This is a genomic window from Tardiphaga sp. (assembly GCF_025356345.1).
GTDB lineage: Bacteria > Pseudomonadota > Alphaproteobacteria > Rhizobiales > Xanthobacteraceae > Tardiphaga.
The window spans coordinates 1-12,115 of sequence record NZ_JANXTC010000034.1 but is presented as its reverse complement, the minus strand read 5'-3'; the positions used below and the strand labels follow the sequence as shown (position 1 = coordinate 12,115).

The 12,115-nt window shown below is 64.9% G+C and carries 13 protein-coding genes; 10 read left to right on the top strand and 3 right to left on the bottom strand.

The features are described 5' to 3' along the window. The first annotated feature begins 204 nt into the window (after nt 1–204). From Q0S16_RS01790 to Q0S16_RS01755, 8 genes are all read left to right on the top strand, one after another. Complete coding sequence (locus Q0S16_RS01790) at nt 205–690, top strand: 2Fe-2S iron-sulfur cluster-binding protein (RefSeq protein WP_295844360.1); 486 nt, start codon at nt 205–207, stop codon at nt 688–690. Between the two features lie 57 nt (nt 691–747). After that, nucleotides 748–1,554, top strand: coding sequence for a xanthine dehydrogenase family protein subunit M (locus Q0S16_RS01785; protein WP_295844359.1), 807 nt, complete (start codon nt 748–750; stop codon nt 1,552–1,554). Nucleotides 1,555–1,605: 51 nt separating this feature from the next. Next, a complete protein-coding gene (locus tag Q0S16_RS01780) occupies nt 1,606–2,511 on the top strand; it encodes a MoxR family ATPase (protein ID WP_295844358.1) in 906 nt (301 codons plus the stop codon). Between the two features lie 163 nt (nt 2,512–2,674). Continuing rightward, nucleotides 2,675–3,871 carry a VWA domain-containing protein gene (locus tag Q0S16_RS01775; RefSeq protein ID WP_295844357.1) on the top strand — a complete coding sequence of 399 codons (1,197 nt, stop codon included), beginning with the start codon at nt 2,675–2,677 and terminating at the stop codon, nt 3,869–3,871. Between the two features lie 26 nt (nt 3,872–3,897). Further along, nucleotides 3,898–4,221 carry an XdhC family protein gene (locus tag Q0S16_RS01770; RefSeq protein ID WP_295844355.1) on the top strand — a complete coding sequence of 108 codons (324 nt, stop codon included), beginning with the start codon at nt 3,898–3,900 and terminating at the stop codon, nt 4,219–4,221. Between the two features lie 2 nt (nt 4,222–4,223). Further along, entirely contained in the window at nt 4,224–4,916 is a 693-nt protein-coding gene (locus Q0S16_RS01765) for an XdhC family protein (protein ID WP_295844353.1), read from the top strand. Next, complete coding sequence (locus Q0S16_RS01760) at nt 4,913–6,517, top strand: molybdopterin-binding/glycosyltransferase family 2 protein (RefSeq protein WP_295844350.1); 1,605 nt, start codon at nt 4,913–4,915, stop codon at nt 6,515–6,517. The genes Q0S16_RS01765 and Q0S16_RS01760 overlap by 4 nt, the downstream gene beginning before the upstream one ends. 152 nt (nt 6,518–6,669) lie before the next feature. Then, nucleotides 6,670–6,999 carry a DUF4189 domain-containing protein gene (locus Q0S16_RS01755; protein WP_295844361.1) on the top strand — a complete coding sequence of 110 codons (330 nt, stop codon included), beginning with the start codon at nt 6,670–6,672 and terminating at the stop codon, nt 6,997–6,999. A gap of 7 nt (nt 7,000–7,006) precedes the next feature. On the opposite strand, the gene bcsS is transcribed toward Q0S16_RS01755, so the two are convergent. Both bcsS and Q0S16_RS01745 read right to left on the bottom strand, forming a co-directional pair. Beyond that, nucleotides 7,007–7,849, bottom strand: a complete 843-nt coding sequence (gene bcsS, locus Q0S16_RS01750) for a cellulose biosynthesis protein BcsS (RefSeq protein WP_295844347.1) — start codon at nt 7,847–7,849, stop codon at nt 7,007–7,009. A gap of 165 nt (nt 7,850–8,014) precedes the next feature. Continuing rightward, the gene (locus Q0S16_RS01745; RefSeq protein ID WP_295844344.1) at nt 8,015–8,818 is read right to left on the bottom strand and encodes a DUF72 domain-containing protein; all 804 of its coding nucleotides are present in this window, start codon (nt 8,816–8,818) and stop codon (nt 8,015–8,017) included. A gap of 247 nt (nt 8,819–9,065) precedes the next feature. Here Q0S16_RS01745 and Q0S16_RS01740 point away from each other — a divergent pair, with 247 nt between their 5' ends. Both Q0S16_RS01740 and Q0S16_RS01735 read left to right on the top strand, forming a co-directional pair. Continuing rightward, nucleotides 9,066–10,199: a glycosyltransferase family 2 protein gene (locus Q0S16_RS01740; RefSeq protein WP_295844343.1), complete on the top strand. Its 1,134-nt coding sequence runs from the start codon at nt 9,066–9,068 to the stop codon at nt 10,197–10,199. A 7-nt stretch (nt 10,200–10,206) separates the two neighbouring features. Continuing rightward, nucleotides 10,207–11,715 carry a glycosyltransferase family 39 protein gene (locus tag Q0S16_RS01735; protein ID WP_295844342.1) on the top strand — a complete coding sequence of 503 codons (1,509 nt, stop codon included), beginning with the start codon at nt 10,207–10,209 and terminating at the stop codon, nt 11,713–11,715. Nucleotides 11,716–11,802: 87 nt separating this feature from the next. Here the strand turns inward: Q0S16_RS01735 and Q0S16_RS01730 are convergent. Continuing rightward, nucleotides 11,803–12,115: outer membrane beta-barrel protein (locus tag Q0S16_RS01730; RefSeq protein WP_295844340.1), on the bottom strand; the 313-nt coding region annotated here is incomplete at its 5' end.

The window sequence follows — 12,115 nt, the reverse complement described above, 5'->3', positions numbered from 1 at the left end:
CTTACGTAGAAATCGGGATCCCGGACGCGCAGCAGCGTGAAGAACGCCGCGGCGCGTCCGGGACACGGCGCCTTCGGCGCCTGACACATGGCTAGCCATCCCCCGGCGAGGTTGCTCATTGCCGGGATGGGCCATATCATGCGTTCGGAATGATTTTAATGACCGCGCGGCCACGCGATGGCAGCCCGGACCAAGAGAGTGCATATGGCCAAAATCTCGATGATCGTGAACGGCAATCCCGTCACCGGCAATATCGACCCGCGCACCCTGCTGGTGCAGTTTCTGCGTGAGAACCTGCGCCTGACCGGGACCCATGTCGGCTGTGATACCTCGCAATGCGGCGCCTGCGTCGTGCATCTCGACGGCAAGGCCGTGAAATCCTGCACCACGCTGGCCGTGATGGCTGATGGCCACGAGGTCAAGACCATCGAGGGTCTGGCCGCCGACGGCGCGCCGCTGCATCCGATGCAGGAAGCGTTTCGCGAGCACCATGGCCTGCAGTGCGGGTTCTGCACCCCCGGCATGATCATGACCGCGGTCGATCTCGTGCACCGCAAGGGCCATGATCTCAGCGATCACGTCATCCGCGAAGAACTCGAAGGCAATCTCTGCCGCTGCACCGGCTATCAGAACATCGTGGTGTCGATCGCCGCCGGCGCCAAGGCCATGGCGAATTCCGACCTCGCCTAATCTGTCTCGCCTCACGACGCCGACGATCATCGCGCACCGCGACCCCAGGGATACCCCATGTACGAATTCAAATATCATCGTCCGGAGACCGTGCGGCAGGCCGCCAATCTTCTGATCAAGAATGAAGACGCCAAGCTGGTGGCCGGCGGTCACACGCTGATCCCGGTGATGAAGCAGCGCCTCGCCGCGCCGCCGCACATCATCGACCTTAGCCATATCCAGGGTCTCGACGGCATCGAGATCAAGGGCCGCTCGCTGGTGATCGGCGCGCTGGCCAAGCATGCCGAAGTGGCATCGTCGGCGATTGTCGGCGAAGCCTTCCCGGCGCTGGCTGAACTGGCGGCGCTGATCGGCGATCCCGCCGTGCGTCACAAGGGCACTATCGGCGGTTCGCTCGCCAATAATGATCCGACCGCCGACTATCCCGCGGCCGTGCTGGCGATGGGCGCCACCATCATCACCAACAAGCGCAAGCTGAAGCCGGAAGAATTCTTCCAGGGCCTGTTCACCACCGCTTTGGAAGCCGACGAGATCATCACCAAGGTCTCGTTCCCGCTGCCGAAGAAGGCCGCCTACGTCAAATTCCGCAACCAGGCCTCGCGTTATGCGCTGGTCGGCGTGTTCGTCGCCCGGCGGCCCTCGGATGTCCGCGTCACCGTCACCGGTGCTGGTTCGGACGGGGTGTTTCGCGTCGAGGCCTTCGAACAGGCGTTGCAGAAGCGGTTTTCGTCGAAGGCGCTGGAAGGTCTCACCGTGCCCGCCGAAGGTCTCAACAGCGACCTCCACGGCAGCGCGGAATATCGCGCCCATCTGATCGGTGTGCTGGCGCGCCGCGCCGTCGACGCCGCCAACGCCCGGGCCTGATTTGCGAGGCCCGGCTTTCCTTAGACTGGCTATCCCAAGATCGGCGGCTTCATGAGTGCGACATCGGCGATCCCGACCTCCGTCGAGGCGACGCTGGACATGCTGACGACGCGCGGCTACCTCGCCGAGCGCTCATTGGCCACGGTGGTGTTTCTGGCGCTGCGGATGGGGCGGCCGCTGTTTCTCGAAGGCGAGGCCGGCGTCGGCAAGACCGAAATTGCCAAGGTGCTGTCGGCGGCGCTCGGTCGCAAGCTGATCCGGCTGCAATGCTATGAGGGTCTCGACGTCGCCTCGGCCGTCTATGAGTGGAACAGCGCGTCGCAGATGATCGCGATCCGGCTGGCCGAGGCGGCCGGCGATACCGACCGCGACCAGCTCTCCAGCGACATCTTTGCCGAACGCTATCTGATCAAGCGGCCGCTGCTGCAGGCACTGGAGCCCGACGTCAACGGCGCGCCGGTGTTGCTGATCGACGAACTCGACCGCGCCGATGAGGCCTTTGAAGCCTATCTGCTGGAAATCCTCAGCGACTTCCAGGTCACGATCCCGGAATTCGGCACGGTGAAGGCGCCGGCACCGCCGATCGTCATTGTGACCTCAAACCGAACCCGCGAGATCCATGACGCGCTGAAGCGCCGCTGCCTGTATCACTGGGTCGATTATCCCACCGCCGAACGCGAACTGGCGATCGTGAAATCCCGCGTGCCGAACATCTCCGCGAAACTGTCGGCGCAGGTGGTGAAATTCGTGCAGGCGCTGCGCGACCAGGATTTCTACAAGTCGCCGGGCGTCGCCGAGACGCTGGACTGGGCGACCGCCCTGACCGAGCTCGACGCCCGCGCGCTGACGCCGGAAGTGGTCGGCGATACGCTCGGCGCGCTGCTGAAGTACCAGGACGACATCGCGCGGATGCAGGGCGACAATCTGCAGAAGGTTTTGAAGGAAGCGACCGAATAGGTTCGTCGTTCCGGGGCGCGAGCGCATCAGCGCGAGCGAACCCGGAACCTCGCCATGGGATGATGAACATGTCGGGCTTCCGGGTTGGCGTTCGGCTGGTGCCGCCCGCCCCCCGGAATGACGAGGAGAATTCGCGCCCCGGGACGACGAGAGTGAATAGGCCATGGATCACCTCAACCCGCCGACCGGACTGATGGCCGACAATGTCATCGGCTTTGCCCGTGCGTTGCGGGCGGCTGGCCTGCCGGTCGGGCCGGGCGCGGTGATTGATGCGTTGAACGCGATCCAGTTGATCGAGATCGGCCACCGTGCCGATTTGTTCGCGACGCTGCAGGCGATCTTCGTCAAGCGTCACGAACATGCGCTGGTATTCGCCCAGGCCTTCGATCTGTTTTTTCGCGCCGCCGACGAATGGAAGCAGATGCTCGATTCGGTGCCGCTGCCGGAACAGGCCAGGAAGCCGCCACCGCCGGCCTCGCGCCGCGTCCAGGAGGCGATGGCCAAGCCGGCGATGGCGGAGGCGCAGGAGCAGCCGCAGGAGCAGGAGGTCAAGCTCTCGGTGTCCGATCGCGAGGTGCTGCAGAAGAAGGATTTTGCGCAGATGAGCGCGGCGGAGATCGCGCAGGTCACCCGCGCCATCGCCCGGATGAACCTGCCGCAGGCTGAACTCCGCACCCGCCGCACCCAGCCCGACAAACGCGGGCTGAAGCTCGATCTGCGCCGCACGCTGCGCGGTTCGCTGCGCACCGGTGGCGACATCGTCGATATCCGCCGCCTCGGCCGGATCGACCGGCCGGCGCCGATCGTGGCCTTGCTCGATATCTCCGGCTCGATGAGCGAATATACCCGGCTGTTCCTGCATTTCCTGCACGCCATCACCGATGCGCGCAAACGCGTCTCGGTGTTTCTATTCGGCACCAGGCTGACCAATGTGACGCGGGCGCTGCGCGCGCGCGATCCCGACGAGGCGCTGGCGAGCTGCTCGTCCTCGGTGCAGGACTGGGCCGGCGGCACCAGGATTTCGGAGTCGCTGCACAGCTTCAACAAATTGTGGGGTCGCCGCGTGCTCGGGCAGGGTGCCATCGTGCTGCTGATCTCCGACGGGCTGGAGCGCGAGGCGGACAGCCGGCTGACCTTCGAGATGGACCGGCTGCACCGCTCCTGCCGCCGGCTGATCTGGCTCAACCCGCTGCTGCGCTTCGATGGTTTCGAGCCGAAGGCGCAGGGCATCAAAATGATGCTGCCGCACGTTGACGAATTCCGCCCGGTACATAATTTGAGTTCGATGGAGGGGCTGATCAAGGCGCTGTCCTCGGCTCCGCCCGCGCACCACCGCAGCCTGATCCGGCCGGCGGCCTGAACGATCCGCAGCTGAAAGAGGCTCCCATGCTGAATCGCGACGAAGACATCCTGCGGGCCGCCGAGGCCTGGCAGAAGGCTGGCCACGGCGTGGCGCTGGCCACCGTGGTCGAGACCTGGGGCTCGGCGCCGCGCCCGGCTGGCTCCAGCCTGGTCATCAATGATGACGGTACTTTTCTGGGCTCCGTGTCCGGCGGCTGCGTCGAGGGCGCCGTCGTCACCGAAGCGCTCGACGTGATCATTTCAGGCGCGCCAAAAATGCTTGAATTCGGCGTCGCCGACGAGACCGCGTGGAACGTCGGCCTTTCGTGCGGCGGCACGATCCGCGTATTCGTCGAGAAAGTCGGTTAGTCGTGAAGCTTGAGACCCTGAGCCAGATCAATATCGAGCGTGCCGCGCGCCGCCCGGTGATCGTCGTCACCGACGTTGCCAATGGCGAGCAACGCCTGGTCAAGGCCGTCGATTTCCCCGGTGATCCGTTGCATGCCGAACTCGACAAGCAGTTGCGCATGGGCAAGAGCGCGATGATCGAGACGTGCGGCAAGAAGCTGTTTCTCAACGTCTACGCGCCGACCGCACGCCTCGTCATCATCGGCGCGGTTCATATCAGCCAGGCGCTGGCGCCACTGGCGCGCGCGCTGGACTACAATGTCACGGTGATCGACCCGCGCACCGCCTTCGCCAGCCCCGAGCGGTTTCCGGATGTCGCGCTGGTGGCGGAATGGCCCGACGTGGCGCTGCCACCGCTCAACATCGACTACTACACCGCCTTCGTCGCGGTGACCCATGATCCCAAGATCGACGATCCCGCATTGTTGCACGCCTTCGCCAAAAACTGTTTTTACATCGGCGCGCTGGGCTCGCGAAAAACCCACGCCAAGCGCGGCGACCGGCTCAAGGCGCAGGGCGCCACCGACGCGGATATCGCCAAGATCCATGCGCCGATCGGCCTCAACATCGGCGCGGTATCGCCGTCGGAGATCGCGGTGTCGATCATGGCACAGATCACCGCTGAACTGCGTCTGCCCAAACCGAGCGCCGCGTGAAGTTCGGCCCGGCCAGACCGGCGGAAGCGCTGGGCGGTGTCACCGTGCATACGCTGCGGCAGGGCGATCTGGTGCTCAAGAAGGGCACCACCATTGGTGCCGATGAAGTCGCCGCGCTGCAGCGTGCCGGCGTCAGGGAAGTGGTGGTGGTCCGCCTTGAGGAGGGCGATGTTTCCGAGGACGCCGCGGCGGCCAGTATCGCGCAAGTAGTGGCGGGCGAGGGCGTTCATGTCGAGCGCGCCTTTACCGGCCGCGCCAATCTGTTTGCCAGGCATCCCGGCGTGCTGGTGGTCGATCGCGCCATTGTTGACCGCATCAATGCCGTCGACGAGGCCATTACCTTTGCGACGCTTTCCGCCTTCAAACCGGTGGTCGAAGGCGAGATGATCGCCACCGTGAAACTGATTCCATTCGGCGTTGCCGGTCACTTGCGCGACGCCGCCGTGCTCGCTGCGGCCGGCGGCGCGATGCGGATCGCTCCCTATACGGTCAGAAAAGTCGGAATCGTCTCGACACTGCTGCCGGGCTTGTCGCCAAAAGTCATCGACAAGACTTTGCGCGTCACCGCCGAGCGGTTGGCGCCGGCCGGGGCGAAGATCATCGCCGAGCGCCGCGTGCCGCATGACCAGAATGCGCTCGCCGCATCGGTGCGGGAATTGCTCGGCCTTGGCGCCGAACTGGTGATCGTGTTCGGTGCCTCGGCGATCGCCGACCGCCGCGATGTGATCCCGTCGGCGATCGAGCAGGTCGGTGGCGCCATCGAACATTTCGGCATGCCGGTCGATCCCGGCAATCTGCTGCTGATCGGCCGGATCGGCGGCGTGCCGGTGCTGGGTGCCCCGGGCTGCGCGCGCTCGCCGGTGGAGAATGGATTCGACTGGGTGCTGATGCGGTTGCTGGCCGGCATCGCGGTGACCCGCGCCGATCTCACCGCAATGGGCGTCGGCGGATTGCTGATGGAGATCGTGACCCGTCCGCAGCCGCGGCTGCCGGCGGGCACCGACGGCAACCGCCATGTCGCGGCGGTGATTCTGGCGGCTGGCCGTTCGACCCGGATGGGCGGCCCCAACAAGCTGCTGGCCGAACTGAACGGCAAGACGCTGGTGCGCGCCGTGACCGAGCAGGCTCTGGCATCGAAGGCGACGAGCGTCACCGTGGTGACGGGTCACCAGGCGGCCGAGGTCGAGAAGGCGCTGGCCGGACTGCAGGTCATCTTCGTGCACAATCCGGAATTCGCCGAGGGACTGGCGAGTTCGGTGAAAGCCGGAATCGCGGCGGTGCCGGCCGATGCCGATGGCGCGGTGGTCTGCCTCGGCGACATGCCGTTGATTGACACCCGGCTGATCGACCGCCTGATCGAGGCCTTTGCGCCGGATCGCGGCAGCCTGATCGCGGTGCCGGTCAGCGACGGCCGTCGCGGCAATCCGGTGCTGTGGTCGCGACGTTTCTTCGGCGAGTTGATGACGCTGGACGGCGATATCGGCGCCCGGCATTTGATCATCAAGCATGGCGAGGCGGTGGCCGAAGTGTCGGTCGAGGGCCATGGCGCCTTCCTCGACATCGACACGCCGCAGGCGCTGGCGGAAGCTCGGCGCGGCTGAGCGCAACGATGCCGGGTGTGGCGTTGCGAATTCATTCACCAAGTTGAAACGCCTGCGATGTAACTTCTCCAGAGTATTGCACCTCGGGGGAGGGGAATTTGTATTTCGTCGCCGCGCGGCTTCGCGCCGTTTGTCTTGCCGGATTTGTCGCACTGCTCGTACCCGCCTTCATCGCACCTACGCTGGCCGCCGGCGCCCTGGCGGTCGGTAAATGCGGCGCCTATGGCCAGGCGTTCGATTACCCCGCCCAGGAAGCAGCCGTCGCCGCCGCTAAAAAACAGTGCGCGGGCGAATGCACGATGGTCACCATGAACCGCGCCTGCGCCGCCTTCGCGGTGGACATGAAAAATCCGTGCGGCGCGCACGCTTATGCCGTGGCGCCGCGGATCTCCACGTCGCTGAACGCGGCGACCAGGAAATGCTATGATTTCGGCGGCAAGGAATGCGTGATCCGCGCCTGGGCCTGTGACGCCAAGGGCTGATCGCACTTCAATTCTCGAAGAACGGTTCGCGGGGCGGACGGATCGTCAGGCCGACCCGGGCATAGACGCCGTCACGTTTGAAGCTGTCCTCGATATGGCCGGCGGCGATCGTCCATTCGACATGGCCGGTCCGCAGGCCCGTCAGATGCGCGCCGACCCGGTATTGCCGGCTGAAGAAGTCGCTGGAGATCGACGCCTCCGGCCCGATCCAGAACCGATCGAACAGGCGCCAGCCGGCGGCGGCGCGCGAACTGATCCCGTTGTCGATGGTCGTCCCGGAGAGCGATGCTTGCAGCATGAGCAGGCGCGTCGGCTCCCACCAGCCATCAATGGTGAAGCGCGCCCCGATACGGCCGCGCGAGGCGAAATAATGGCGGTTGACCATCAGGTAGTCGGCTTCAACGTCGAGGCCGCCGAGCAACTGGAGTTCGACTCGGTCGGCGGTGAATTTATAGCCGGGCAGGATCGCTGCGCGGATCACCTCGGTCCTGAAGTCTTTGGTCCGGGTGCTGTAGCGCTCGATATTCTGTGAGCCGGTGAATCGCACAATGAAGCCATCCTTGTTGGTTCCCGCCGGCGCAAATTGCGCGCCGGCATAGGTGCCGATGCCGTAGCGCCAGATGTCGATGCCACCAAACTCGATCAGGCGATCGGGCATGCCGCCGGTCAGGAAGTCAAAAGCAGGCTTTTTCGACCAGACGGGATCGAGCAATATTGCCCAGCGCGAAGGCGGGCTGTCGGCGACGTCGTCGTCAAGGCCGTCCTCGGTCTCCTGCGCCGTCACGTGGCAGGCGCCGCAGGCCACCGCGACCGCGAAGCTCAGCGCGCCTAACGCCACCTGCCAACGCATTGCGCCCGAGCCCCACGCCGAAAAACACAACTTCAGGTAGATTAAAACTGTGGATAAGTGGGCGTCCAGCGCGGCCGGGAGAACGATCTGCGAACATGCGCCAGATTGTCTTGCCCCACGGGCAAGGGCGGTGACGCGACGTCGGTCAACGAAGTGTCTGGACCGCTATTTGACGCGCTCGATCAGCGCCATTGCGCCCGCGGGCGCGCGCACCTTGGCCTCGTGGATCACATAGGCAAACACGTCGCGCGGCTGCTTTTTCAGCTTGGTGTCATCGACCCGGGGCAGGTCGGAGGGCTCGCCGCCGGCCGCCCAGAGCTGCAGCCGCTTGGCCCAGGCATCCAGTGCCTTCGCCGGATAGGCGGTCTGGATGCTGTCCTTGCCCTTTTGCAGCCGGGCATAGACGAAGTCGCCGGTGATGTCGGCAATCGCGGGATAGGTGGCGTGCTCGGAGACCACCACCGGAATCTTGAACTGCCGCAGCAGCGCGATGAAGCCGGGCACGCAAAAACTGTCATGGCGGACCTCGACGACGTGGCGCAAGGCGCGCCCATCCCGTTCACGCGGCAACAGTTCAAGGAACGCGCCAAAATCGGCTTCGTCGAATTTCTTGGTCGGCGCGAACTGCCACAACACGGGCCCCAGCCGGTCGCCCAGCTCCAGCACGCCGGAATCATAGAAGCGCTGCACGGACTCGCCGGCTTCGGCGAGCACGCGACGGTTGGTGGCGAAGCGGGGCCCTTTCAGCGAGAACACAAAGCCATCCGGCACTTCGCGCGCCCATTTGCGGAAGCTCTCGGGCTTCTGCGAGCCGTAATAGGTGCCGTTGATCTCGATTGAAGTCAGTTTGGAGGCCGCATAGCCGAGTTCCCTGGCCTGGGTCAGCTTTTCCGGGTAAAAGACACCGCGCCAGGGGGCAAAGGTCCACCCCCCGATACCGATGCGGATATTGCCGAATTTACCGGCCATGCGATGCCCCTTGCGGAATGTCCCATAACTCCCTATCTTCTTTTCAACGGCGACGTCGATGCTTAAAGGCTCCGGCGCTGGAACGACCCTAGAATAGCTCGGTAGCGCCGGATGTACGCGCGCCATGTTGTTCGGGGTCGTTGGCATTTCTGGGGTACTGTTGCCCGTTATCCCGCATGCCGCTGATTTCTGTCGATCTGCCCGCGCCGCCTTGGCATCGACCGGCGCCCCCGATATATCCTGCGCCATGAATGAAGCCCTTTATCCACGGCCCGCGTCCGCCTTGCCGACAGGCGCCCCGCTGCGGCTCTCGGTCATCGTGCCGACCTTCAACGAGCGCGACAACGTCGCCACTCTGGTGCGGCGCCTTGATGCCGCGCTGGTCGGAATCGCCTGGGAAGTGATCTTCGTCGACGACAATTCGCCGGATGGCACGTCCGAGATGGTGCGGACGCTGGCGCGCGACGATTCCCGCGTACGCTGTATCCGCCGCATTGGCCGCCGCGGCCTGTCGGGCGCCTGCATCGAGGGCATGCTGGCGTCGAGCGCGCCGTGCGCGGCGGTGATTGACGGCGACCTGCAGCACGATGAAACCCAGCTCGCCAAGATGCTGGGACTGCTGGAAAGCGATGCCGCCGATCTCGTCATCGGCAGTCGCTATGTCGAAGGCGGCAGCGCCGATAGTTTCAACCAGCAACGGCTTGGCGCCAGCAAGTTGGCCACCGCGGTCGCGCAGCGGGTGCTGCGGGTCAAGATCGCCGATCCGATGAGCGGCTTTTTCATGATCCGCCGCGATCGCTTCGAACAACTGGCGCCGCAATTGTCCACCCAGGGCTTCAAGATCCTGCTCGACGTCGTCGCCACCGGGCGCGGCGATCTGCGCATCATCGAGGTGCCCTACACCTTCGGCTCGCGGCAGCATGGCGAGAGCAAGCTCGATTCCATGGTGGCACTCGACTTCCTCGGCCTGGTGCTGGCGAAGCTGACCAATGACGTGGTGTCGCTGCGCTTCCTGCTGTTCGCGCTGGTCGGCTCGATCGGCCTGTTCGTGCATTTCTCGGCGTTGTTCATCCTGCTCGAGGCCTTCGCGCTGCCATTCGCGGAGGCGCAGGGTGGCGCGGCGATGCTGGCGATGACCAGCAACTTCCTGCTCAACAATTTCCTGACCTATCGCGACCAGCGGTTGAAGGGCTTTGGCATCCTGCGTGGATTGCTGCTGTTCTATCTGGTGTGCAGTGTCGGACTGCTCGCCAATGTCGGCGTTGCCTTCTCGGTCTATGACCAGGAGCCGATCTGGTGGCTGGCCGGCGCCTCGGGCGCGCTGATGGGCGTGGTCTGGAACTACGCGATGTCGGGCCTGTTCGTCTGGCGCAAGCGGTGAAGCCGTGATGACGGCGCCCGACCAGCGGCTGGTGCGCGGCACCGCCGCGATCGTCGTCGGACTCATCGTCTTGAGGCTGGTAGCGTCCGCGTGGACGCCGCTGACTTTCGACGAAGCCTATTACTGGATGTGGTCGAAGCACCTTGCCGGCGGCTATTACGACCATCCACCGATGGTGGCGGTGGTGATCCGGCTCGGCACCCTGATCGCCGGCGACACCGAATTCGGGGTCCGGCTGGTGTCGGTACTGCTGGGCCTGCCGATGAGCTGGGCGGTGTACCAGACGGCCGCGCTGCTGTTCGGCGGCCAGCGCGTCGCTTCCGCCGCCACGCTGCTGCTCAACGCCACCATGATGGCCGCCGCCGGCACCATGATCGTCACCCCCGACGCGCCGCTGCTGGTGGCGTCGAGCCTGGTTCTGTACAGCCTCGCCAAGCTGCTGGCGACCGGGCGCGGCGTGTGGTGGCTCGCCGTGGGCGCCGCGGTCGGCGCCGCGCTGCTATCAAAATATACCGCGTTCTTTTTCGGCCCTGCGATTTTGATCTGGCTGATCGCCGTGCCGAAGCTGCGGCGCTGGCTGATCTCGCTTTGGACCTACCTCGGCGGCGTGGTCGCGCTGGCGGTGTTCTCGCCGGTATTGTTGTGGAATTCCGAACATCAGTGGGTATCGTTCATCAAGCAGCTCGGCCGGGCGCGGATCGATCATTTCAATCCGGCCTTCATCGGTGAGCTCATTCCGACGCAGATCGCCTTCGCGACGCCGCTGGTGTTCATCCTCGGCGCCATGGGACTTTACGCCCTGGTCCTGCGCCAGTCGGGCGCCTGGCCGGCGCGGGTGCTGATCAGCGCGATGCTGTGGACCATCGTGGCCTATTTCCTGTGGCACTCGCTGCATGCCCGCGTCGAGGCCAATTGGTTCGCGCCGGTGTATCCGGCGTTCGCGATTGCCGCGGCGGTGGCTGCCAATGTCACCCAATGGCGCGCGCGTACGCAGCGTAACGTCGATTTCTGCATGCGTTGGGCAGGCCCGACCGGCGTTGTGATGTTCACGTTGCTGGTGGTGCAGGCCAACACCGGGCTGTTGTCGGGCTATCGTCGCGATTCCACGGTGCGCAGCATCGGCGTAGGTTTCACCGAAGTGGCGGCCCAGATCGAAGCGGTACGCAGCCGGGTCGGCGCGACCTGCGTGCTGGCGCCGGATTACGGCACCACCGGCTGGCTCGCCTTCTATTTGCCCAAGGGCACCTGCGTGACCCAGATCAACCAGCGCATTCGCTGGATCAACATGCCGGAGCCCACCGCCGCCAACCTCGCCGGTCCGCTGCTGCTGGTGGGAGCGCAGAATGCCAGCACCGTGCCGGAGTTGCGGGTCCGCTTTGGCTCGATCGAGAAGGTCGCGCAATTGACCCGCAAGCGCGGGCCGCTGGTCATTGAGCCGATCGAACTCGATCTGCTCGGCGATATCAAAGGCGACCCGCTCGACCGTTCGCCGCCGCCTGAGCTGGGCGGGCGATAAGCCGGCAGTCGCGGTCGTGCCGAGAAGGCGGCCCTTGGGCCAGCCTTCCGATTTTAACCCGGGTTTCCCGATGCCGCTTGGTTCGGCCTAGCGACCGCCAAATTTGTAATTCAGGCCAACGCGGACGACGTCCGACTTCAAATCCACGCTGTGACGGTAAGCATTACTGGCAAATGCGATGGTCGGGGTGAACGCCGTGAGGTTGGAGCTGGTCGTGCTCTCACTGCCGAGATCGATATGAAGATATTCGCCCTTCACCGACCAGCCGTTCAGCAGCGCATATTCAACACCGGCGCCGGCGGTCCAGCCTGCTTTCGTTCGTGAGAACGCGGCTGACTCGGCGGCGGTGGCGAACGTATCCGTGAAAACGAAGTTGCCCTTGACGTTGGCGACGGCCAGA